The organism is Polaribacter sp. Hel_I_88 (genome assembly GCF_000687935.1).
Taxonomy (GTDB): domain Bacteria; phylum Bacteroidota; class Bacteroidia; order Flavobacteriales; family Flavobacteriaceae; genus Polaribacter.
Genome location: NZ_JHZZ01000001.1, coordinates 2,616,696 through 2,639,949, shown reverse-complemented (window position 1 = coordinate 2,639,949; position 23,254 = coordinate 2,616,696). Strand labels below are relative to the sequence as shown.

General features: G+C 29.1%; 21 protein-coding genes. 13 read left to right on the top strand and 8 right to left on the bottom strand.

Annotated features, from left to right (window positions below; genetic code table 11):
- Positions 1-41: 41 nt before the first annotated feature.
- The 4 genes from lepB (at position 42) to P161_RS19925 (ending at position 3,566) form a co-directional block, all read left to right on the top strand.
- Entirely contained in the window at positions 42-1,742 is a 1,701-nt protein-coding gene (gene lepB / locus P161_RS0111890) for a signal peptidase I (RefSeq protein WP_026777203.1), read from the top strand.
- A 167-nt stretch (positions 1,743-1,909) separates the two neighbouring features.
- Positions 1,910-2,506 carry a WbqC family protein gene (locus tag P161_RS0111880; protein ID WP_026777202.1) on the top strand — a complete coding sequence of 199 codons (597 nt, stop codon included), beginning with the start codon at positions 1,910-1,912 and terminating at the stop codon, positions 2,504-2,506.
- A gap of 52 nt (positions 2,507-2,558) precedes the next feature.
- Positions 2,559-3,134: a Crp/Fnr family transcriptional regulator gene (locus P161_RS0111875; protein ID WP_026777201.1), complete on the top strand. Its 576-nt coding sequence runs from the start codon at positions 2,559-2,561 to the stop codon at positions 3,132-3,134.
- A gap of 126 nt (positions 3,135-3,260) precedes the next feature.
- Positions 3,261-3,566 carry a DUF6122 family protein gene (locus P161_RS19925; RefSeq protein WP_026777200.1) on the top strand — a complete coding sequence of 102 codons (306 nt, stop codon included), beginning with the start codon at positions 3,261-3,263 and terminating at the stop codon, positions 3,564-3,566.
- On the opposite strand, the gene P161_RS0111865 is transcribed toward P161_RS19925, so the two are convergent.
- Genes P161_RS0111865 through P161_RS0111835 form a run of 7 tightly spaced genes read right to left on the bottom strand, consistent with a single transcriptional unit; the run spans position 3,557 to position 11,922 of the window.
- Positions 3,557-5,044: a lipopolysaccharide biosynthesis protein gene (locus tag P161_RS0111865; protein WP_026777199.1), complete on the bottom strand. Its 1,488-nt coding sequence runs from the start codon at positions 5,042-5,044 to the stop codon at positions 3,557-3,559. The genes P161_RS19925 and P161_RS0111865 overlap by 10 nt on opposite strands.
- A 1-nt stretch (position 5,045) precedes the next feature.
- Positions 5,046-6,311: a glycosyltransferase family 4 protein gene (locus tag P161_RS0111860; RefSeq protein ID WP_026777198.1), complete on the bottom strand. Its 1,266-nt coding sequence runs from the start codon at positions 6,309-6,311 to the stop codon at positions 5,046-5,048.
- Positions 6,312-6,316: 5 nt separating this feature from the next.
- A complete protein-coding gene (locus P161_RS0111855) occupies positions 6,317-7,528 on the bottom strand; it encodes a glycosyltransferase family 4 protein (protein WP_081817025.1) in 1,212 nt (403 codons plus the stop codon).
- Positions 7,525-8,622, bottom strand: coding sequence for a non-hydrolyzing UDP-N-acetylglucosamine 2-epimerase (wecB, locus tag P161_RS0111850; protein ID WP_026777196.1), 1,098 nt, complete (start codon positions 8,620-8,622; stop codon positions 7,525-7,527). Before wecB ends, P161_RS0111855 begins: the two co-directional genes overlap by 4 nt.
- A gap of 6 nt (positions 8,623-8,628) precedes the next feature.
- On the bottom strand, positions 8,629-9,144 hold the full coding sequence (locus tag P161_RS0111845) for a methyltransferase (RefSeq protein ID WP_026777195.1): 516 nt from the start codon (positions 9,142-9,144) through the stop codon (positions 8,629-8,631).
- The gene (locus tag P161_RS0111840; protein ID WP_036841441.1) at positions 9,134-11,611 is read right to left on the bottom strand and encodes a YfhO family protein; all 2,478 of its coding nucleotides are present in this window, start codon (positions 11,609-11,611) and stop codon (positions 9,134-9,136) included. Before P161_RS0111840 ends, P161_RS0111845 begins: the two co-directional genes overlap by 11 nt.
- 56 nt (positions 11,612-11,667) lie before the next feature.
- Positions 11,668-11,922 (bottom strand): DUF4834 family protein, encoded by a 255-nt coding sequence (locus tag P161_RS0111835; protein WP_026777193.1) that lies wholly within the window; start codon positions 11,920-11,922, stop codon positions 11,668-11,670.
- Positions 11,923-12,097: 175 nt separating this feature from the next.
- Here P161_RS0111835 and P161_RS0111830 point away from each other — a divergent pair, with 175 nt between their 5' ends.
- The 9 genes from P161_RS0111830 to P161_RS0111790 all read left to right on the top strand — a co-directional run bounded on the left by P161_RS0111830 (position 12,098) and on the right by P161_RS0111790 (position 20,119).
- A complete protein-coding gene (locus P161_RS0111830) occupies positions 12,098-13,105 on the top strand; it encodes a transporter (RefSeq protein ID WP_026777192.1) in 1,008 nt (335 codons plus the stop codon).
- Positions 13,106-13,126: 21 nt separating this feature from the next.
- Positions 13,127-14,251 carry a hypothetical protein gene (locus P161_RS0111825; RefSeq protein WP_026777191.1) on the top strand — a complete coding sequence of 375 codons (1,125 nt, stop codon included), beginning with the start codon at positions 13,127-13,129 and terminating at the stop codon, positions 14,249-14,251.
- A gap of 122 nt (positions 14,252-14,373) precedes the next feature.
- Entirely contained in the window at positions 14,374-14,772 is a 399-nt protein-coding gene (locus P161_RS0111820) for a transposase (protein ID WP_026776846.1), read from the top strand.
- Between the two features lie 8 nt (positions 14,773-14,780).
- On the top strand, positions 14,781-15,617 hold the full coding sequence (locus P161_RS0111815; protein ID WP_026776847.1) for an IS3 family transposase: 837 nt from the start codon (positions 14,781-14,783) through the stop codon (positions 15,615-15,617).
- Between the two features lie 305 nt (positions 15,618-15,922).
- Positions 15,923-16,633, top strand: coding sequence for a 16S rRNA (uracil(1498)-N(3))-methyltransferase (locus P161_RS0111810; RefSeq protein ID WP_026777190.1), 711 nt, complete (start codon positions 15,923-15,925; stop codon positions 16,631-16,633).
- Positions 16,634-16,846: 213 nt separating this feature from the next.
- Positions 16,847-17,488 (top strand): DUF4159 domain-containing protein, encoded by a 642-nt coding sequence (locus tag P161_RS0111805; RefSeq protein WP_026777189.1) that lies wholly within the window; start codon positions 16,847-16,849, stop codon positions 17,486-17,488.
- Between the two features lie 259 nt (positions 17,489-17,747).
- Positions 17,748-18,677 carry a bile acid:sodium symporter family protein gene (locus tag P161_RS0111800; RefSeq protein ID WP_036841903.1) on the top strand — a complete coding sequence of 310 codons (930 nt, stop codon included), beginning with the start codon at positions 17,748-17,750 and terminating at the stop codon, positions 18,675-18,677.
- Positions 18,670-19,719 (top strand): lysophospholipid acyltransferase family protein, encoded by a 1,050-nt coding sequence (locus P161_RS0111795; RefSeq protein ID WP_036841438.1) that lies wholly within the window; start codon positions 18,670-18,672, stop codon positions 19,717-19,719. Before P161_RS0111800 ends, P161_RS0111795 begins: the two co-directional genes overlap by 8 nt.
- A gap of 31 nt (positions 19,720-19,750) precedes the next feature.
- Positions 19,751-20,119, top strand: a complete 369-nt coding sequence (locus P161_RS0111790; RefSeq protein WP_026777186.1) for a type II toxin-antitoxin system HigA family antitoxin — start codon at positions 19,751-19,753, stop codon at positions 20,117-20,119.
- A 199-nt stretch (positions 20,120-20,318) separates the two neighbouring features.
- Here the strand turns inward: P161_RS0111790 and P161_RS0111785 are convergent, their stop codons facing one another.
- Entirely contained in the window at positions 20,319-23,240 is a 2,922-nt protein-coding gene (locus tag P161_RS0111785; RefSeq protein WP_026777185.1) for a glycoside hydrolase family 3 N-terminal domain-containing protein, read from the bottom strand.
- Positions 23,241-23,254: the final 14 nt, after the last annotated feature.

The window sequence follows — 23,254 nt, the reverse complement described above, 5'->3', positions numbered from 1 at the left end:
AAAGTTCTCGACTGCGCTCGAACAGACATAAAAAATATATTATGACGTATACACAATGGCTAATCTTCTTTCTTGTAATTCAAGTTATCCATTTTTTAGGAACTTGGAAATTGTATGTTAAAGCAGGCAGAAAAGCTTGGGAAGCTGCTGTACCAATTTATAACGGAATTATTTTAATGCAAATCATAAATCGTCCAAAATGGTGGATTATTTTATTGTTTATTCCTGTTGTAAATTTGTTGATGTTCCCAGTTATTTGGATAGAAACCATTAGAACTTTCGGTTTTTATAAAAAATTAGATTCCTTTTTAGTTATTATAACTTTAGGTTTGTATATTTTTTATATCAATTATGCAACAGACTCAGAATTCAATGCAGATAGAAGCTTAAAGCCACGTTCTGAATTAGGAGAATGGATTAGTTCCATAACTTTTGCAATTATTGCTGCAACTTTAGTGCATACGTATTTTATGCAGCCATTTACAATTCCATCTTCTTCTTTAGAGAAGTCTCTGTTGATTGGAGATTATTTATTTGTAAGCAAGTTTCATTATGGAGCAAGAGTTCCATCAACAGTAATTGCTGCACCAATGGTGCATGATTCTTTGCCTTTTACAGGAACTGCATCCTATTTAAAAAGACCACAATTACCTTATACAAGATTGCCAGGTTTTCAAGAAATAAAAAATAATGATATTGTTTGTTTCAATTGGCCTGCAGATTCTTTGGCTACAATGTGGGGTGATGTTTCTGGAAAATTCACTTACAAACCTGTTGATAAGAAAACAAATTACGTAAAACGTGCTGTTGGAATTGCTGGCGATTCTATTGAAATGAGAGATGGTTATTTTTACATCAATGGAAAAAAGAACGATTTACCTTACAGAGCTAAATTGCAGTTTTATTATACGTATGAAAGCAAGCAACCTATTTCTGCAAATACATATCCTAAGTTTTTAATTGACAAAGGCAGAACTGGTGTTTATAAAATTTTAACTGAATATTGGAATGACAATCGTGTTCAAGAAGCTATAAAACTAAATGGAAGCTTGTCTAAAATTGGCGAAGATTCTTTATATACAGAAGTTGCTGGAGGTATAAATCCTGAGTTTGCTCAAAAATTTAAAATGTTAAATGTTGAGAATAAAATCAATATTAACATGACAGAAGAAGAAGCTGAAAAGCTTAAAAATTACTCTTTGGCTGTTTCTGTTAAAAAAGTAAATCATGGTCCTGATAATGCAATTTTTCCACATATAGAAAGTAATCAATGGAGTCAAGATAATTTTGGACCACTATACATTCCTAAAGCTGGAACTACTGTAAAATTAGATAAAAACTCACTGCCTTATTATGAGCAAATCATCAAAAATTATGAAAATAATGATTTGGTTGTAAATGGAGATGATATTTTTATCAATGGAGAAAAAGCAGATTCTTATACTTTTAATCAAGATTACTTTTATTTAGTAGGAGATAACAGACACAATTCTTTAGATGGACGTTATTGGGGTTATGTTCCTTTTGATCACGTTTTAGGAAAACCTGTAATGATTTGGTTTAGTTGGGATGCTGATGCTGCAAGTTTTGGCGAAAAATTAAAATCAATTCGTTGGAATAGGATGTTTACTACTGTTCATGGAGATGGAGAACCTGTTTCTTACAGATATGTTGTTTTTGCATTAATTGGATTGTATATTGGTTGGAGTTTTTATAAAGGGAAAAAGAAAGCTAAGAAGTAAGTTTTCATTTGGCAATAAGCAGTAAAATAAACGCAAAGATGCAAGGGTTTAACGCAAAGTACGAAAAGAGTTTTAATCAAAATAAATTTATTTCTTTTGATGAAAATTTATTACAAACTTTTCACAAACTTGCTAAAATTTCCCCTTTGGGGAATTAAAAGGGGCCAATGTCAATATTTATACCAACATACTTCTCTCCTATTTCTCAATATTCAGAGATTGTAAAAGCCGATGAAATTGTTTTTGAATTGGAGGATAATTTCCAGAAACAAAGCTATAGAAATCGTTGTTATATCTATAATTCTAATGGCAAACAGTTGTTGAGTATTCCTGTAAAACATCAAACTAAAGATAGCAGAAAAAAAACAAAAGATACTTTAGTTGAAAACGATTTTCCTTGGCAAGACCAACATTTTAAATCGTTACAAATTGCTTATAGAACATCGCCTTTTTTTGATTTTTTAGAAGAGGATATTGCACCTATTTTTCATAAAAAATATAAATATTTGCAGGATTTAAATATTGATACTTTTTTATTTATAACTGATGCACTACAACTGGATTCTAACTTTACAACTACAGAAAATTATGAGGTTGAAACTACTGAAAAAGATTTCAGATTTTTAGCAAACAGAAAGCAACAGCCTCAAAAAGTGGTAGATACATACATTCAAATGTTTGATGATAAACATGGATTTTTACCAAATCTTTCTATTTTAGATTTACTTTTTATGGAAGGACCCAATGCAATTAGTTATTTATAATTTTTTGAATAGCATATAATTTTTCCTATCTTTATTCAAAAAGCAGGAAAATATGGAATTTTTAAAAAATTTTACCGAAAGTTTTGGAGAAATTCCAAAAACGAGTGTGCAACAATTAGTAGATTTAGCTAAAGAAGTTTCCCTTAAAAAAGGTGAAATTATAAGCAAAATTGGACAAATTTCCAACAGCTTCTATATCATAAAAACGGGTGTTGTAAGATCTTATTATCAAGATGAAAAAGGGAAACAGTACATTAGAACTATTTTTACAGATAATAGAGCAACAGGCTGTTTAAGTTCATTAATTACTGAAGAAACTTGCAAACTTAACTATCAATGTTTAACAGATTGTTTACTTTATGAAATTAATTTTAAGGAATTTAAAAAACAAGTAAAAAAAGATCATCATATTGCCATATTATATAACAGAATGCTTGAATCTATTTTTTTAATTATGGAATCTAGGATTCATGATTTATCAGTTTTGGATGCAACAGAACGATATTTGAAGTTAAAAAAAGAAATTTCTAATATAGAAGAATTAATAACTCAGTACCATATAGCTTCTTATTTAAATATTTCTCCTGTTCAATTAAGTAGAATTAGAAAAGAAATTTACTCAAAGTAACTTTCTTAACATATGTAAACAGATAAAGCGTTTTAATATACTAAATTTGAATTATAGAATTTAATTTCCCCCAACTATTTATATTCAAATTAAAAAGGCTTATTTTGTAGTAAGCCTTTTTATTTTATGATTAAGTTTATAATTCACTACTCGTTCCATTTTATAGTTCCGTTTTTTATAGCGTATTTCTTTTTTAAAGATCGATGGAAAACTGTGTATCTTATCTTTTTAGCTTCGATGCTTATTGATTTAGATCACCTTTTAGCAAACCCAATTTTTGAAGAAAATAGATGTAGTATCAACTTTCATCCTTTACACTCTTATATTGCTATTGGAGTTTATATAGTTGGGTTATTTTTTAAGAAAATAAGAATTTTAGCCTTTGCATTGCTCTTTCACATTGCAACAGATTGGCTAGATTGTTACTTGTAAAAACGCTTTACAATGTTGGTTATTTCTGTAGAAATATTCAGTTTTATCACTAAAAATATATAAATAAAAGCAATTAATATACTTTTTAAGATGATGTTGATAATAGGATGAATTGGAAATTTAAATAGATAAATGTTTTCAATTGGAAAATCCCAAAAATTAAAAACCAAATAAAGTGCTGTGATAATAAAAATCATTAAAAATGATTTATCAGTAAAAGGTAACATCGAAAATTTTCTTTTTACAAAAAATATTTTACCTGTATTTGCACAAAAAATTACAATTAACGTTGCTAAAGCCAATCCATCAGTTCCCATATTTAATTCATAGTAAAAGAGTTTATTCAAAAAATAGACCGAAAAAGCCATGATTAAACTAAAAGGTAAAGTAACTTTGTAATATTTTGAATTGTTGATAATGGCGCCATTATTCCCTAAAAAGCCATTGTACATTTTTAGTAACGAAATCATAAAAACAACCAAAGCTCCACCTGCATATTCTTTTGGTAACAAATTGAATAACTGATTGATATTGGCATTTATCAACACAAAAAACAACCCACTTATCAACAATAAATTTATAGAACTTTTTTTATAAAGTGATGCTACTTCTTTATGATTTTCTTCATTCAGAGTTTTAGATGTTAAAGGTTGTAAAATATTTAACATAGCTCTACTTGGTGCCTCAATAAACGAACCAATAAAAACTGCAACAGCATAATAAGCAGCTTTTTCTAGAGATTCTTTTCCTGGAATCATGAATTTATCGATATCTAAAATAATAGCACCTGCACTTCCTGCTAAAATTATATAGAGAGAAAAACGCAATACTTCATTAAAGTTATCGGGTCTTGAAAATGTGAATTTCGGAAAGTATAATTTAAATGCGTAAAACATCATTAAAAGCATTCTTATAAAATACGCACCTGTTAAATAATAAATAAATTCAGCTTTTGTAATCCACTCAAAATAAACAGCAAACAACAAAACCATTACTGCAACTCTGTTGTATAATTCTTTTAAAACATTCCCAAAAACTGTTTGAAAATGCACTTTTGCCCAAGCATGAAAAACTTCAAAATATGCACATGTAAAAGCCACTAAATAAATAACGAAGGTATATTCTTTAATGATTGGGTTTTCTTCTGATAAATAATTACCAATTTGCTCGTAAAACAAATTCCCTAAAAAACCCATAGGAATTGCTACCAATAATGGTAAAAATAAGACGGATGATAAAAATTTATCTTTATCGGATTTTGTAAAATAACTTGAGAAAAACTTTACAATGGTATGATGAATTCCTAAAGCAATTAAAGGCATTAGAATATTGGAAGTTGCCAACAAGTAGGTAACCAAACCATAGTATTCATCTTCTAAAAAACGCGTATATAAAACTAGTGTATTGATTCCTCCAAAGACGAAGCCAAGGTAAATAAATAACGTGTTTTTAAAAGATTGTTTTAATACAATTCCCATTTTACGAATTTAGACTTTTAATAATAAATGCTAACTTTTTCGTTAATTGTTTTCTATGATATTGTTCAATATTTTTTGCAGCTACTTGTAAAGAACCTTTTTTATATTGATTGTAAAAACCTTCAATCGTTTCTTTTATCTTTTGTTCATCATTATAATTTACAACAGTTCCTGCATTTGTGTTTTCTATAATTTCTTGTAAATCTTTGTTTGGTGGACTAATTGCCAAAATTGGTCGATTTGCTGTTAAATACTCAAACAATTTGCCTGTTAAAATACCTTGAGCATTCTCAATATTAGGAATTAACAATAACAAAACCTGCGATTTTTTCTGAAAACCAATCGCTTCTTGATGAGAAACATAGCCAAGAAAATTTGAGTTACCTACTAAATTATTGTTTTGAATTTCATCTCTTACTTCATCAGAAATATCACCAATAAAATTTAGTTTTAAATCGTTTTTAAACGCTTTATTTTGATGACAAATTTCATTTAAAACTTTAAAAAACAATGTAGGATTGCTTTGTTTTGGTAATAAACCAATGTACGAAATTGTAAATTTCTTATCTAATTCATTGGAATCAGACAACAACACTTCACTATCAAAACCATTGGTAATTACTTCAACTCTTTTTGCTTGTTTTGCAAACTCCTCTTTTAAAGAATTGCTGACAGTTAAGATACAATTTGCATTTTTTAATATTTTGGTTTCTAATTTTTTATTTTGATTGATGGCAAAATTTAATTGCTTAAAATCTTTATTATAATACAAATTAGACCAAGGATCTCTAAAATCTGCTAACCATTTAATACCTGTTTTTTGATGCAATTTATCAGCAATTAAATGCATACTATGAGGAGGACCTGTAGAAATTATTACATCAACTTTATGATCTTTTAAATACTTTTCTAAATATTTAATAGAAGGTTTTACCCAAAATATTTTTGGATCAGGCACAAAGAAATTACCTCTTATAAAAGATAAAAAACCACTATTTGTACTATTTGATATATCTTTTTTCTGTTGATTTTTTTTCTTCCAAAACAATACATCTGTGGGTTCCCAAATAGGTTGTTTTAGAACCATAATTCCTTTCGGAATTTCATCAACCAAACTAATATCTTCTTTTGGATAGTTGGCATTATCAACAGTATAAATTATAGGTTCTATACCAAAATCTTGCAAATATTTTGCAAATTTTAACCAACGTTGAACGCCAGAACCACCAGCTGGAGGCCAATAATATGTGATGATGAGCGCTTTCAATAGTTTTAGTTAGTGTATAAATTGAATAGTTTTAAACTTTCTTTCTCCCAATTTTCTCCTTTATTCATAACAGCATCAAAAGCATTTTGGGTTTTTATTTGATATTCATCATAATTTTGATGAATTGAAATTACTTTTTCTGCAAAATCATTGGCATCATCAGCATTAAAAACAATACCTGCATTATACTTCGTAACAATTCTTTTTAAAGGTTTGCAAGAACTCACTAAAAGCAAACTTTTACTCATCATTATTTGAAATAATTTATGAGGAATTGTATTATCTGTATGATCATTAGACAAATGAGGAATGATGTTTACATTGGTTTTTTGCATAATTGTAGAGACCTCTTTAAAGGGTCTATACCCAACAAAAACCACTGAATTTTCTACATTAAATTCTTTTACAATATCTCTTAATTTAGTTTCTACATCTGCACTTCCTTTCCCAATTAAAAATAATTTTGCATTTGGTACTTTTTGTACAATCTTTGGCATTGCTTCAATTGCTGTTTGCAAACCTCTATGAGGACCAAAACCACCAACATATGTTATTGAAAAATCGTTTTTACTGATGATATTTTGAGCAACTTCTTCGTTAAAATTATCTGCAAAACTCTTTTTCTCGTGATTAGAAACCACAATTAATTTATCCTTTTCAATATTGAATTTAGCAATTAATTTTGCTTTCATTTCTTCAACAACGCAAATTACTTTGTCATATTTTTGACAGTATTTTTCTTCTTTTTTAGACCAATTTTCTGAATTAAAAAAAAGAGAATTCTTTACTTTAATAACGCTATTTTGTTTCCACAAAAACCAAGTTCTTAAAGCTTCAGGATAGTTTTCATGTAAATCTAAATAGATCTTTTTTACGTTATTTTTAAATTTAAATCCTGTTCCAGCCAAAGGCAAGTCATGCACATGTAAATAATCAATTTTATATTTTTTAAACGCTTTTTTAATTCCGAAGTAAAAAAGAGGATTGATATTTGAAACACTTTCTAGGATATCGTAAATCCCTTTTTTGGCTGTTTTATAGTTTTTTCCGATTCTAAAAACTGTTACATTGTTTACAATTTCAGTTTCTAAATCGTTTTTTTTTCTTGGACAAACTACTAAAACTTTTTTACCATTTTCAGCTAAAGCTTCTGCTTCTTTTCGAACACGAATATCATTAGGATATGCTCCATCAACAATCATACAGATGTAACTCATGCTAAAAACTCTAAAGATTTTTGGATAATTCTTTCTGTGGCATTTCCATCCCAAAATTCTGGAATTGTACTATTCCCATTGTTTCCTTCAGAAATATGTTGAATCTTTTGAACAATTTTTTGTGTATCAAAAGTCATTAATTCATTGGTACCTTCTTCTATGGTTGAAGGTCTTTCTGTATTTTCTCTTAAAGTGATGCAAGGAATCTGTAAGAAAGTAGTTTCTTCTTGAATGCCTCCACTATCTGTAATAACGCAAAAAGAATATTTTATCAATTTTTGAAAAGAGAAATAATTTTGTGGCCCAATAATGATTAAATTTTTTAGCGCTGTTAAAGAATCATACAAATTAAACTTTATAAAATTACTTTTTGTTCTTGGATGAATTGGGAAAACTACTTTATTGTTCTCTGTAAGTTGTTTAAATAAATCAAGAATTTTTAAAAGGGCTTCTTTAGTATCTACATTTCTGGGTCTATGTAAAGTGGCTAAAATATATTGATGCTTTTCTTGTTGAATATCTTTTAAAATGGTAGAAGCTTCAATCTCAATTTTAAAATGAACCAAAGTATCTATCATTGTATTGCCAACAAATGCAATTTGAGCATCTTCTTTACCAATATTTTTTAAATTTTGGATACCACTTTTTTCGGTCACAAAGCAAATATCAGAAATTTCATCGGTTAAAATCCTGTTTATTTCCTCTGGCATTTTTCGATCTAAACTTCTTAAACCACTTTCTACATGACCTAATTTTAATCCTAACTTATTCGCACAAATTGCAGCTCCTAATGTTGAATTTACATCGCCAACACAAAGTAATAAATCTGGTTTATAGTCATTGATTACGCTTTCTAACTTTATAATAATTTCGCCAATTAAACTATTTGGGGAAGTGCTTTTTATTCCTAAAAAATAATCGACTTCAATACCAAATTGTTCTAAAAAAATAGTAGACATTTTATCATCATGATGCTGACCTGTATGTACTATTTTAAGTTCTAAATTTTCGTATTTCTCAGCAACTTTTTTAAATTGAGTTATTTTTACAAAATTAGGTCTTGTACCAACTACAATTAAAATTTTCTTCTTCATTATATATTATTTTGTTGCAAATACTGCATAATATCTTGGCGTAAATTTTCTTAAAATAGGTCTGAAACCAATTTTATCAATTGGGCTTGTCCATTTTTCTTTCGTTTGAATTTCCCAACCTGATTTTTCTAACAACCAATCAAATTGCCAATCTTCAAATTCGTGATAATGTCTATCCCATTTATCAGTTTTGCTTCTGTAGGCTTTTGCAAACCATAAATCTAATGGTATTGTCGCTATTAATTTAGTAGCTTCAATGGCTCGTAAAACATTAAAAGGTGCTAATAAATGTTCGAAAATTTCGAAGGCTGTAACAGCATCAACTTTATGATTTTTTACAATTTCAGGTAAAAGATCTAAATCTTCTCCTTCAGTATTGATAACTGTATAACCATGTTGTTCCATGATTTCAGAAAATGGATTTCTAATCCCTAAATCTAAAATTGTTGCAGGTGCTGGCATTACTCTTTGAAGAAATGCTAAAGTATGTGCATATCTTTTATGTGGAATTTTAGTGTACATTTAAGGCTGATTTTTTCTTTTTCTTATCATCATAAAATAACCAACCAACTGTAACAAGTATTAATAAACCATAGGAAACTAAAGAAATAATACCTCCCTTTTGAATTACTTTTGGTTCGAATTTAAACACAATTTCGTTTTCTCCAGCAGGAATTTGCATTCCTCTTAAAACATAATTTACTCTAAAATGTGGTGTTAATTCACCATTAATGTACGCATTCCAACCATCTTTATAATAAATTTCAGAAAAAACAACAAATTGCTCTTTTGTAGAACTAGATTGATATGTTAATTCTGTAACATCATAATTTGTTAAATTGATAGTTGCAGTTGAGTCTTTTTCAAAAGAAAAGTTTGTTAATAATCTTATTGGTGCAGTATGATGCCACTTTTTAAACTCTTCAATTTCTGAAAGCCTAATTACAGTTTCTTCTTTTGTATCTAAAGAATCTAAAGCTTTCATTTCTTCGTTTGCAGAATTTACCACTTTTACATTTTCCACAAACCAAGCATTTCCATTGGCGTCCTCATTTAATTGCACTTGTTCTTTGCCTTCTTTATCAGGAACAATAAAATATTTTGTGTTCAACATATTCAACACATCCATATTATTTTTTGCAATTTGATACTCAAATAATTCCTGATAACGTCCCATTTTTGCAGCATGATACCCACCAATTGATTGATGAAAATAAGAGGTTGAACCATCTTGCATTGGGTCTTTTGCAAAATTGGCAACTCTATAATGTGTTTTATCCTCTAAAATTAATTTATCGGCATTGCTTGCTGTAAAAGGTTTATCGACTCTTCTTGAAGGTTTAAAATCAGATTCGTTTACGTAATTTTTGTTGACCGAAATTAAATCGAACAATATAAAAAGTACCAAACCAATTACTGCAATATGTTGTTTTAGTTTGCCTTTTAAGAAAAACCATAAAACGCCAGCAGCTAATATCATCAAAATTAAAGAACGTATAGTGTCCATTAATAACATCGATTTTCTATCTGCAATAACTGCATCAATTAAACCAGGTAATTCACTATAATTACCATCTCTTAAACCTTCAAAAGAAGACGAAAAATGTGCTAAAAAAAATCCAACAATAATTAAACTTCCAAAAACATAAACTGCTTTTTTTAAACTTTCTATTTTTTCTTCGGATGAAATTTTAGCAGAGAAAAATTCTTTTAACGCCAAAACTCCTAAAATTGGCACACATAATTCTGCAATAACTTGTATGGAAGAAACTGCTCTAAACTTATTATATAATGGAATATAATCGATAAAAAAGTTGGTTAAAAACTCTAAATTTCTACCCCAACTTAACAAAATTGAAAATATAGTTGCAGCAACTAACCATTGTTTTAGGCGTCCTTTTACCAAAAATATCCCAAGAAAAAATAAGAAGAAAATAACTGCACCAATATACGCAGGTGCTTCAATAATGGGTTGATCTCCCCAATAAGTTAGTACTTGTTTAGAGTAATCATCTGCTGCTTTTCTCCCATGTAATTCTTCAAAATAATTGTAAAAATTAGAATTATCATCCAATTCTTCCACAGTTCCTCCACCCATAAAACGTGGAATAAACAAATTAAAAGTTTCTAATTTTGCATAACTATATTGTGTAATGTAGGCTTTGTCTAAACCTTTCGTTGCTTCTTTTTTACTACCATCAGCATTTATGGTTAATTCAGATTTTCCTCTTGTACTAAATTCCGAATATTCTTGCATTGCCATTAATCTGGGTGCATTTGCGCCAATTCCTAAAATTACAGCCGCTAAAATTACAGCCGCTTGTTTTATAAATACTGGTAAAACATTTTCTTTGATGGCGTTTATCAACTCTACAATACCTAAAATCAGCAAACAAAAACCTAAATAATAGGTCATTTGAATGTGGTTTGTATAAATTTCTAAAGCCATTGCCAAACCTGTAACAATAAAACCTAACACATATTTTCGTTGAAAAACCCACAAAAATCCAGCTAAAACCAAAGGCATATATGCAATTGCGTGTGCTTTAGAATTATGCCCAGGAATAAAAATGATAATTAAATAGGTGGAAAACCCAAAGGAAAGTGCGCCTAAAACTGCCAAACGCCATTCTACTTTTAGTGCCATCATCAACACAAAAAAACTTAAAAAATACAGAAAAGTATAATCTGCAGGTCTTGGTAAAAAACGTAATGTTCTGTCTAAAGTTCTTACAAAATCGAATGGATAATACGCACTTATTTGATAGGCTGGCATTCCACTAAAAGAAGCGCCTGTCCAATAAGGTTCTGTGTTTTTATCGACTCTAAAATCGGTAATTTCTTTAGCCATTCCCTGAAATTGGGTAATATCTGACTGTGCTATTTTTTGTCCTTTTAAAACAGGATGAAAATATAATAAAGAGGCAATTATAAAGATTAGAATTGCTACAAGATATGGAAATATTTTTTTAAGTTTCAAATGCTTAATTTAAAAAATTGAACTTTTTTGGTTGATAAAAGTGCCTCAAAATAAATAGAAGTTACTTAATCTATTTCTTCGAAATCTACATATTCTCCCACAGAGTTTTTGCTTTGTGTGCTATTTCTTGGAGCTTTATCAATTATGGTTTCTCCTTCTTTTACACTATTTTTTGCTTGCTGTCCTCCAAATTGTTCTTCAGCTTTTTTTTGCATGGTATCTGCTACTTTTTTAATTAAAAAAGGTGCAAATAATCTTGCTAAAAACTTAAATCCGTAATAAAATAATAACGCAAAGAATATAAACTTTAATAAACCCATGTAATAAATAGTGTTAAAAAATACTTCAAAAATAACAATTTGCGAACAAATCTAACGTTAACAAACTACAAAACTTTTATAAAGGTAAAAAAGGGAGCAATGCTTTTAATAACAGCATTTTTGTGCTATGTTTGTTTTGTAATTAAATTTTTAAATTAAAATCATTCTTTTAGTAATGAAAAACCACTCTTTACAACTCTTTATTGTATGCTTATTCTTTGGTTTTTCTGCTGTTTACGGCCAATATACAGAAGTTATAAACTCTAACAAACCAGGTTTTTCAGAAAGTCCTTATAGTGTTGGTACTGGAGTTTATCAATTTGAAAGCAGTTTGTTCTTTAGAAATATGACTGTAAAACCCACTTTTTCTAGACCTCAATCTTTAGGTTTTGATATGCTTTTTAGAACTAGTTTTTTCTTAGAAAGGTTAGAATTAAACCTACAAACTAGTTATCAAAAAGATAAAATTGCTTTTAAGAATATTTTTACTTCAGATTATGCTGTAAATGGATTTGGACGATTTACAGTGGGTGCCAAATATTTAGTGTATCAACAAGAATATGATGATAAAAGCAAAGAAATTAGAAGTTGGAAAAGAAAAATGGCTTTTGATTATAAAAGATTAATACCTTCTGTGGCAATTTACGCTGGTTTAAATACAGATATGGTAAATGACATTTACAAAACAGGTAGCATGTCTCCTAAATTTGGCCTTTTATTACAAAATAATTTAAGTTCTGATTTTAATATTGTTACCAATGTTTTTTATGATAAAATAGGAACTGATTTTTCTGAAATTTCATACATCATTACAGGAACCTTTAATTTTAACGATTATTGGTCTGGCTTTGTGGAAAACCAAACCGTTTTTTTAGAAAATCAAAATAACATAAATATTGGTGCTGGTTTAGCGTATTTATACAGCAAAAATCTTCAAATAAATGCTTCTGGAAGACTTCTTATGGAAGGAAATACGCAAGGTTTTTATGGAGGTTTTGGAGTTTCTTACAGAATTGACAAACACAAAGATTCCTATAAAGAAATAGATGAAAATGGTAGAGAAATAAATAGTCCAGTTTCTGAATACAATAAAAAACAAGGTAGTTTCTTTAGTCGACTTTTTAGTGTATTCAAGAAAAAAGAAGGAAAAAATTCAACCAGAAAGAAACGAAAAAGGAACTAAATAAGTATTGTTAAAAAATTTATGATCACTTTAAAAGAAGCCAAAACTAAAAGCGAAATAAAACAATTTGTGTTATTTCCTTTCTCTTTATATAAAAATCACAAATATTGGGTTCCTCCTATTATTAAGGATGAAATTGCCAATTTTGATCCTAAAAAAAATCCTGTTTTCGAAAATGCAGAGGCTCAATTCTTTTTAGCGTATAAAAACAATACAATTGTTGGTAGAGTTATTGCCATTATAAATTGGCACGAAGTAAACCAGCAAAAAGTAAAAAAAATGCGTTTTGGTTGGTTTGATGTAATTGATGATCTTGAGGTTTCTAAAGTGTTATTAGACAAAGTAAACGAAATCGCCAAAAAAAATAATTTAGAATATATAGAAGGTCCAATTGGTTTTAATAATCTAGATAAAACTGGTGTTTTAGTAGATGGTTTTGATCATATAGGCACCATGATTACTTGGTACAATCATCCTTATTATAAAGATCATTTTGAGCAATTAGGGTTTGTTAAAGAGAAAGAATATTTAGAAAATAAATTTAAATTTAAAGATGTTGATGCTGTTTATTTCGATAGAATTAGCAACATCATAAAAAGACGTTTTAAACTAAAAGCATTAGATTTTACCAAGACAAAAGACATTATGCCTTATGTTGATGAAATGTTTGACGTTTTTAGTGCATCGTATGCAAAACTATCTAGTTTTGTGCCAATTTCTGATGCTCAAATAGCATTTTTTAAAAAGAAATACATCAGTTTTATCAATCCTGAATATATAAAATTTGTTGTTGATGAAAACAATAAACTCGTTGCTTTTGCAATTGTAATGCCTTCTTTTTCAGAAGCTTTACAAAAATCGAAAGGGAAGTTATTTCCTTTTGGAATTTTTCATTTATTAAAAGCAAGAAAACACGCAAAAGATGTAACATTTTATTTAATTGGTGTACATCCTGATTATCAAAACAAAGGTGTTCACGCTATTATTTTTGATCAGTATACAAAGACATTTACACCTTTAGGCATCGAAAACTGTATTAGAACTCCTGAACTAGAAGATAATGAAGCCATAAAAAAACTATGGGAAAATTTTAATCCTATTACGCATAAAAGAAGAAGAACTTATAGGAAGAATGTTGTTGGTTAGTGGTTAGTGGTTAGTGGTTAGTGGTTAGTGGTTAGTGGTTAGTGGTTAGTGGTTAGTGGTTAGTGAAAATAAAACTGTATGTCCCTGATATAGGTTGACCACTTTAACCAAAGTGCAAACTAATGAAAGCAAATTTAAAACAATTAAAGAAAAGTAGAATTTATTCAGAAGAATTTAAGCGAGAAATTGTAAAAGATTTTGAATCTGGAAGGTTTAGTGTTTTACAATTGAAAAAATTACATAGTATTTCTGATGTAACTATTTACAAATGGATTCATAAATTCTCTACCTTTAACGAAAAAGGATCAAGAGTGGTTGAGAAGAAAGATAGTAGTTCTGAAAAATTGAAAAAACTAGAAGCTCGTGTTAAAGAACTTGAAGGAATTGTGGGGCGTAAACAAATTGCTATAGATTATTTAGAGAAGACTATAGAAATTGCAAGTGATGAATTAAATGTGGATATTAAAAAAAATTCCAATACTCTACAATCTGCTGGTTTCGCAAAAACAAATCAAAAATAAATTATAGCATGAATCAACTTTATAAAGTTATTGATATTAGCAAACAAGCTGTTTATCAATATGAAAAAAGACAAGCTATATTTGATCATCAATTATCTCAATTGATTTTAGAAGCTGATGATTTGCGTTTAGATCATCCTGGTTGTGGAGTAGAAAAAATGTACACTATATTAAATCCTGAATTTATAGGACGTGATCGATTTGTAAATACTATGATGAGTTTAGGTTACAGAATTAAAAAGGTTAAGAATTATAAAAGAACCACTATTGCTGGTAAAAAGTTTTATCCAAATTTAATAAAAGGATTAAAAATTGACAAACCTAGTAATGTATGGCAATCAGATATTACTTACTTACCTTTAAATGGTAAACATTATTATGCAGTATTTATAATAGATGTTTACACAAAAAAAATTGTAGGTTATAAAGTGTCAGATAATATGAGAGCAGAAGCTAATTTAACTGCTTTAAAAATGGCTTTGAAAGATAATCAGGCTCCTATAATCCATCATTCAGATAGAGGAAGTCAATATACTTATGGCAAATATTTAGACCTTTTAAAATTGAATCAAACCAAGATAAGTATGTGTTATAGTGGCTTAGATAATGCGTATGCAGAAAGAATCAATAGAACTATAAAAGAAGAATATTTAAGCTACTGGAACCCTAAAACATTTAATCAATTAAAAAATAATGTAAAAAAGGCAGTGGAAAATTACAATAACACTAGAACTCATAAACATTTACCTAATATGAATCCTGTAGAATTTGAAAAATATTGGGCAACTTTATCAAATAATAATAAACCAAATATTACTATTTTTAACAACGAAATAAATAACTAAAAACGGTCAACTCTAATCAGGGATGTTCAAACTTTTGAAATTTAAACGAGTTCTCGATACAAAATTTCTGAAAAAGAAATTTCACTCGAACTGACATTTAGGAATTTCTCTTAAACTTTGAATTTTAAACTTTCAATCTTGAATCGTCTAAGCACAACAGTAATAACTTTGAACTTGAAACCTTAAACCTTGAATCCTTTAAGCACAACAATAAGAACTTTAAATCTTAAACTTTAAACCTTGAACCGTTAAAACACAACTGTAAGAACTTTGAACTTGAAACCTTAAACCTTGAACCGATAACCATGCAATTATTTTACAATTCAGATATTTCTACAGAAACTAAGCAACTAACTTTTGATAAAATTGAAAGCAGACATATTGTTCGTGTTTTAAGAAAAAAAGAAGATGATATTTTGCAAATCACCAATGGAAAAGGTTTTTTGTTTGATGCCAAAATTATGATTGCCAGCGATAAAAAATGCATTGCTGAAATAATTGCAGTTCAACAAAAACCAAAACCTTGGGATTATTATCTGCATATTGCAATTGCACCCACAAAAAGTAACGACAGATTTGAATGGTTTTTAGAGAAAGCCACAGAAATTGGGATTGATGAAATTACGCCACTAATTTGCAGTAATTCCGAACGTAGAAATGTAAAATTAGAACGATTTGAAAAAATCATTCAAGCTGCAATGAAACAGTCTTTAAAATTTACACTACCAAAAATTAATGAACCTATAAAATTTGGGGATTTTATCAATCAAAAAAATGAAGGCACACTTTGTATTGCTCATTGTGAAGATTCTAATTTAAAAAACCCATTAAAATCTGTTGTAAATCCATCAGAAAAATTAACCATTTTAATTGGTCCTGAAGGCGATTTTTCTCCTCAAGAAATTACAAAAGCATTGACTAAAAAATACACTCCTATTTCTTTAGGCGAAAGCAGATTAAGAACAGAAACTGCTGGTTTGGTTGCTGTGAATTTGATTTCTTTTATAAATGAGTGATTTTTAATTACTTTTTTATGCTCTCTCAAATGTCATTTCGAAATGAGCCTTTTTAGGCGATTGAGAAATCTCATAGTTAGTGTTTTTTTTTAAAAACTAAACTTCCCGTTTTTTATCAGAATATTTTAAATTAAAGTCGTAAAATTTTAAATGAGTTTTGAAGTCTTCAAACTTGAATTTACTATCTTGCTTCAAATTCATTTTTTAAAATTTATGAAGCAATTTACTTCAATACTTATTTTATTAATCTTTCTGCAAACAAACGCACAAGATATTGCCATTTTAAAATATAATGGTGGTGGAGATTGGTATGCAAACCCAACTGCAATTCCGAACTTGGTTGAATTTACCAATCAAAATATAAAAACAAATATTGCTGAAAATCCACAATCTGTAGCTGTAAATAGCGAAGATATTTTTAATTTCCCAATATTATTTATGACAGGACATGGAAATGTGTTTTTTACAGATGAAGAAGCAACCAACTTAAAAAACTATTTAATTTCTGGTGGATTTTTACATATTTCCGACAATTATGGTTTGGATAAATTTATAAGAGCCGAACTTAAAAAAGTATTCCCAACTTTGGAGTTTCAAGAAATTCCAAGCAATCACCCTATTTATAACCAGACATTTAAATTTCCTGAAGGCATTCCTAAAATTCATGAACATGATAAAAAACCAGCACAAGGTTTTGGTTTATTTTATGAAGGACGACTCATCGTTTTTTATGATTATGAAACTGATTTGAGTGATGGTTGGGAAGATCAAATTATACACAAAAACCCTAAAGAAGTTAGAGAAACAGCCCTAAAAATGGGTTCGAATATTATTGAATATGCGTTTACGAATTGACTCTGTATGTTGATGAATAGAAACTAGTTGTTTTTGAGACAGGAAACAGCAAAAGAGAGAAAAAAATTAGATAAAAGAGATAAGATTTAATTTTCTTTTGCCACGGATACACGAATTAAAAAAATAAATTTATATTGAATTTAATATTTACTAATTGCAATTTAACCAACGAATGTTAGTCTGAGCCTGTTGAAGACTTTTCCTAATGTTATAAAACAATCTTCAATCTGAAACTTTAAACCAAAAAACTTTGAATCTAATAGCAAACCAAATAGACATAGATGCCATAAAAATAAACTTCGATTCTAGTGGTTTGTGGGTTTTAAATATAGCCATTGCCATTATTATGTTTGGTGTGGCTTTGGCAATTACTGTCGATGATTTTAAACGTCTTTTTCAAAATCCTAAAATAGTTTTTGTGGGTGTTTTATCGCAATTTATATTGCTACCTGCAGTTACTTTTTTGGCGATAATTTTGATAAAGCCTCACCCAAGTTTTGCATTAGGAATGATGATGATTGCAGCGTGTCCTGGAGGAAATGTCTCAAACTTTTTTAGTAAAATGGCTGGGGGAAATGCAGCACTTTCTGTGAGTTTAACAGCATTTGCAACCTTAATTTGCATTTTTATGACGCCTTTTAATTTGCAGTTTTGGGGAAGTATGTACGAGCCTACTAACGAAATTTTAAAAACAGTAGAACTCAATTGGATAGATTTACTAAAACTCGTTTCTTTAATTTTGGGAATTCCTTTAGTTTTAGGAATGCTAATCAAACATTATCATGATGAAATGGCTGGCAAAATTGAAAAAGTGTTAAAACCGCTTTCTATGTTGGTTTTTATTGCGTTGATTTTTATTGCTTTCTCGCAAAATTTAAATGTTTTTGTAAATCATATTCACCATGTGTTAGCCTTAGTTATTTTCCATAATATTGTTGCTTTTATACTAGGTTTTTACACCGCAAAAAGTTTTGGCTTAAACAAACAAGATTGTAAAACAATTGCTATGGAAACAGGAATTCAAAATGGTGGTTTAGGACTTTTATTAATTTTTGGCTTTTTTGATGGTTTAGGTGGTATGGCTTTATTGGCAGCTTTTTGGGGTATTTGGGATGTGTTTTCAGGAATGGCTCTAGCTACTTTTTGGGGACGATACAAAAATAAACTACAAGTAAAAAATTATGATTAAGAAAATTTGGTACGAAAGTGTAAAGCTTTTCTTAAAGATTAGTTTGGAGTTTTATGCTAAAAAAATAAAAGTATTTGGGAAAGAAAATATTCCCAAAAAAGGAGCAGTTCTATTTGCCATCAATCATCCAAATGCGTTGATGGATCCTCTGTTTGTAACTTCTAACAGTTCTAGAGAAAATCATTTTTTGGTAAGAGCAGACGTATTTTCGAAACCTTTGGTAAAAAAAGCATTGGCTTCTTTAAACTTAATGCCAATTTATAGAATTAGAGATGGCAGACAACAACTTTCTAACAACGAAGAAATTTTTGAGAAGTGTTTCAACATACTAAAAAACAAAGAAACCTTAATGATTTTTCCACAAGGAGGCCATTGTAGAGATAGAACGATTCAACCTTTAAGCAAAGGGTTTACGAGAATTGTTTTTGGAGCTTTAGAGGGTAATCCAGATTTAGAAATTACGGTTCTTCCTGTTGGAATTACGTATCAAAATTCTTCTCAATATCCTTCAAAAGTTTGTGTAAAATTCGGAGACCAAATAAATTCAAGAGAAATTTTTAATACAAACGAAAAACCAAAAGCAATCAATATTTTAAAAAATGAAGTAAGCAAGCAATTAAAAAAACTAACAGTTCATATACCTAATGATGAGCACTATGCCACTACTCTAGCTAAATTAAATGCTGCCAATGTAGATTTTACCGAAGTTGAAAAAGTAAATAAAATGATTACTGAAAACAATTTTCCAAATCCTGTAAAAAAACAATCTAATTTTCTAAAACCACTTTTTTACTTAATTCTTTTAAATAGCATTTTCCCTTTTTTAATTTGGAAAAAAATGTCGAAAAATATTAAAGAAATTGAATTTATTGATACTATGAAATACGCTGTAAACGTGATTAGTTTTCCTGTTTTTTATAGTTTTCAAGCATTCGTTGTTCACTTTTTCTTTGGCTGGAATATTGCTTTGATTTATTTTATTTCTTCTTTAGTATTGGTTTTGATGTACACTAAACTTACTGTTACAAATACTGAGAGTTAGTTTAATTTTTTACTTAATAAAAAAATGATTTATGAAAATTAAACCTATAAAAACGGAAAAAGATTATGATAAAGCTCTTGAAAGACTTGAGTTAATCTTTGATGCTTCTACAAATTCAAAAGAAGGAGATGAAGCTGAAATTTTATCATTATTAATTGAAAACTTTGAAAACAAACATTATCCTATTGAGTCTCCAGATCCTATTGAGGCAATTAAAATCCGAATGGAAGAAATGAATCTTAAACAAAAGGATTTAGTTGGAGTTATTGGTGGTAAAAGTAGAGTATCTGAAATCTTAAATAAAAAGAAAAGATTGACTGTGGAAATGATAAGAGAATTAGAAAAAGTTTTAAGCATATCTGCTTCTGTTCTTGTAAATAATTATAATCTTACTAGCTGAAAAACAATATCCGAATTTAACAGATAGGATATAAAATAGCTACATCATTACACCTACTAAAAATTCAAAAAAATATCCTTACTCTAAAAATTAGCAAACAAGTTTAGCCCAGATTGAAACGACATCCTTTTTGCTTTTTCAGCAAAAAGATATAGCCTTTCGACTTCGCTCAAGATAAACTCCAAACTGGAAATAGCTTCTAATTAATAATTGCATCTTGAATAATTTGCTGAATTTCGGTTCTGATATTTTCTTTTACCAAACCTCTGTTATTTGCAGTTGGGTAGGTTCTGTTAGATAGAAAAACGTACACAATTTCGGTTTTTGGATCTGCCCAGGCATAGGTTCCTGTAAAACCAGAATGCCCAAAACTTTCATCGGAAACACAGCCACAAGTAGCTTTAACATCAGGATCTAGTTGTGGTTTATCGAAACCTAAACCTCGTCTGTTTTTTTTGTCTGCATAATAACGAGCGTTAAAAGTATCAATCGTTTCTGAGTTTAAATAACGTCTGCCACCATAAAAACCTTTTTGCAAATACATTTGCATCATTTTTGCAACATCGTTTGCGTTTGCAAATAACCCTGCATGACCACCAACTCCACCCAGCATTGCTGCACCCATGTCATGCACATAACCATGCACTAATTGGTTTCTGTAATAATCGTCTTTTTCTGATGGAACTATTTCAGATTTTTTAAATTTATCAAGTGGTAAATATGTCATTCTATCTGCACCTAAAGAACTGTAAAATTCTTTATCTGCTAAAATATTTAAAGGTTTTCCGTATTTTTCTTCAAGCGCTTCTTTAAACAAATAATAACCTAAATCGCTATATTTATAGCCTTCATTTTCTCTTTGATCAATTTCCTTAATGTATTTATAAATACTGTCTTTATAAGATTTTCTAATGTATAAATTTTCGGCAACTTTTACATTATAATCGCTACTACTTTGCGATTTATAATATGTGCCAGAGTTTTTGTGAGTAATGCTATCTTGTGTTTTTATATAAAAAGGAATCCACGCTTTTAATCTTCCATAATGAGATAAAATTTCTTTTACAGAAATTGTTGCTTTATTAGTTTCTGCAAAACTTGGCAAAATATCTTTTAAACTTGCAGTTAAAGGAATTTTTTGATCTTCGGAGGCTTTCATAATCATAGGTAATGACGCCAAAATTTTAGTTAAAGAAGCTAAATCGTAGATGTCAGAATTTTTTACAGCAATTTTTTGATCTGCTGTGTGATAGCCAAAACTTTTATTGTAAACTACTTTCCCTTTTCTTGCCACCAAAACCTGAAACCCTGGAGTCATTTTTTCCTTTAAAACTATCTTAGAAATTGAATCAATTGCTGCTAATTTTTTTGATGACATATCTACTTCTTCAGGTATTGTATATTCCAATCTGCTTAAACTGTAGGTGTCAATTCCATGTCCCACTTTAAACTCTTTACCAATAGAAACTGGTAATTTTCCTTGTAAAATATATCCTCCAAAAATTGCTTGTGCAGAAAGTTCTTGTGCTAATTTACTATTTTGATATGACACAATAATCGCTTCGATATTTGTAAAACTCTTTAGCTGTAACAAACTATATGGACTTGTAAAAACATCTAAAACAACTTCTTTTTGTCTTGCTATTTCTTGCAACCAAACCAATTCTTTATTTTCAAACTTATAACTTTTCCAAGGATGGTTGTTCGATTTATGAAACCCAATAATTACTTGACTATAAGGTTTTAGTTTTGCCATCAAACCATCTAGATTGTTGTCAGCAATCACATCAACTTTGGTATAATTCTTTAACATGTTTACAAAATGCTCTCCAGAATCATCACCTAATTTTACATAAGCTACTTTTTTATATTCCAAATTTGCAAACGGAATACTTTTCTTTGCATCTTTTACTAAAGTTATCGAACTTTTAACAAGTTTTCTATGCAAAAGTTCATCATCGATTGTGTTTAAATCTTCTTGTAAATTTTCTAAAACAACAGGTTTGTAGTTGTTTAAACCCATCCAATACTTCGCTTTTAGAATCTTTTTTACAGAAAAATCTAATTTTTCTTCACTTAATGTTTTTAAGGTTATTGCTTGTTTTAAAAGACGTACACTTGCAGGAATATCTTGTGGAATTAGCAACATGTCATTACCAGCTTTTATGGCTGCCACATCAATTTCTGCTGGAGTTGCATAATTGGCTGCGCCTTTCATATTTAAACCATCAGTAATAATTAAACCATTAAAACCTAACTCATTTTGCAACAAATTGGTCACTACATTTTTTGATAATGATGTTGGCAAATCTGTATTTGGTTCTAAACTTGGTATGTTTAAATGTGCTGTCATAACACTTCCAATTCCTGCATCAAAAACTCTTCTGTAAGGATACAACTCAATGGAATCTAATCTTGCTTTATCGAAATTTAAAACTGGTAACGTATGGTGAGAATCTGTTGCAGTATCTCCATGACCTGGAAAATGTTTCGCATTTGCCATTACTCCATATTTTTGCATTCCTTGTGTAAACGCAATTGCTTTTTGCGTTACATTTTCTTTACTTTCTCCAAAAGAACGATTCCCAATTATTGGATTTGCTGGGTTTGTATTAATATCTACAACAGGTGCAAAATTTATATGGATTCCTAATCTTTTACAGTGTTTTCCTAAATGTTCTCCAAACTGTTTTACCAAAGAATCATTTTGAATAGCACCCAAAGTCATGTTCCATGGAAATTTGTAGGTGTTTTGCAAACGCATGTCCAAACCCCATTCCCCATCAAAACCAATCATTAAAGGAATTTTAGAAAGAGATTGATAATGGTTGTTTAATGCTGCTTGTTTTTCTGGAGTTCCTTGCATAAATATTAAATTACCAACATGATATTTTTCAATCATTTGAGTAATAAAATATTCATGTTTTATATCCAAATTAGAATACGCTTGCACCATGAATAACTGACCGATTTTTTCATCAATAGTCATGTTACTTAGAATACTATCTACCCAAATTTCTTGAGCTTCAGCATCTTTAGTTACTAAAGGATCTATGGTTTGCGCTTTTATAGTGTAGCCAAAAGCGATTAAAATTAATAGCAATATTATTTCTTTTTTCATTGTATTTTTTTAAA

Bases quoted from the DNA above. Each gene is read 5' to 3' on its own strand.
- lepB (WP_026777203.1), top strand. From the start codon at position 42: ATGACGTATACACAATGGCTAATCTTCTTTCTTGTAATTCAAGTTATC.
- P161_RS0111880 (WP_026777202.1), top strand. From the start codon at position 1,910: ATGTCAATATTTATACCAACATACTTCTCTCCTATTTCTCAATATTCA.
- P161_RS0111875 (WP_026777201.1), top strand. From the start codon at position 2,559: ATGGAATTTTTAAAAAATTTTACCGAAAGTTTTGGAGAAATTCCAAAA.
- P161_RS19925 (WP_026777200.1), top strand. From the start codon at position 3,261: ATGATTAAGTTTATAATTCACTACTCGTTCCATTTTATAGTTCCGTTT.
- P161_RS0111865 (WP_026777199.1), bottom strand. From the start codon at position 5,044: ATGGGAATTGTATTAAAACAATCTTTTAAAAACACGTTATTTATTTAC.
- P161_RS0111855 (WP_081817025.1), bottom strand. From the start codon at position 7,528: ATGAGTTACATCTGTATGATTGTTGATGGAGCATATCCTAATGATATT.
- wecB (WP_026777196.1), bottom strand. From the start codon at position 8,622: ATGAAGAAGAAAATTTTAATTGTAGTTGGTACAAGACCTAATTTTGTA.
- P161_RS0111845 (WP_026777195.1), bottom strand. From the start codon at position 9,144: ATGTACACTAAAATTCCACATAAAAGATATGCACATACTTTAGCATTT.
- P161_RS0111835 (WP_026777193.1), bottom strand. From the start codon at position 11,922: ATGGGTTTATTAAAGTTTATATTCTTTGCGTTATTATTTTATTACGGA.
- P161_RS0111830 (WP_026777192.1), top strand. From the start codon at position 12,098: ATGAAAAACCACTCTTTACAACTCTTTATTGTATGCTTATTCTTTGGT.
- P161_RS0111825 (WP_026777191.1), top strand. From the start codon at position 13,127: ATGATCACTTTAAAAGAAGCCAAAACTAAAAGCGAAATAAAACAATTT.
- P161_RS0111820 (WP_026776846.1), top strand. From the start codon at position 14,374: ATGAAAGCAAATTTAAAACAATTAAAGAAAAGTAGAATTTATTCAGAA.
- P161_RS0111815 (WP_026776847.1), top strand. From the start codon at position 14,781: ATGAATCAACTTTATAAAGTTATTGATATTAGCAAACAAGCTGTTTAT.
- P161_RS0111810 (WP_026777190.1), top strand. From the start codon at position 15,923: ATGCAATTATTTTACAATTCAGATATTTCTACAGAAACTAAGCAACTA.
- P161_RS0111805 (WP_026777189.1), top strand. From the start codon at position 16,847: ATGAAGCAATTTACTTCAATACTTATTTTATTAATCTTTCTGCAAACA.
- P161_RS0111795 (WP_036841438.1), top strand. From the start codon at position 18,670: ATGATTAAGAAAATTTGGTACGAAAGTGTAAAGCTTTTCTTAAAGATT.
- P161_RS0111790 (WP_026777186.1), top strand. From the start codon at position 19,751: ATGAAAATTAAACCTATAAAAACGGAAAAAGATTATGATAAAGCTCTT.
- P161_RS0111785 (WP_026777185.1), bottom strand. From the start codon at position 23,240: ATGAAAAAAGAAATAATATTGCTATTAATTTTAATCGCTTTTGGCTAC.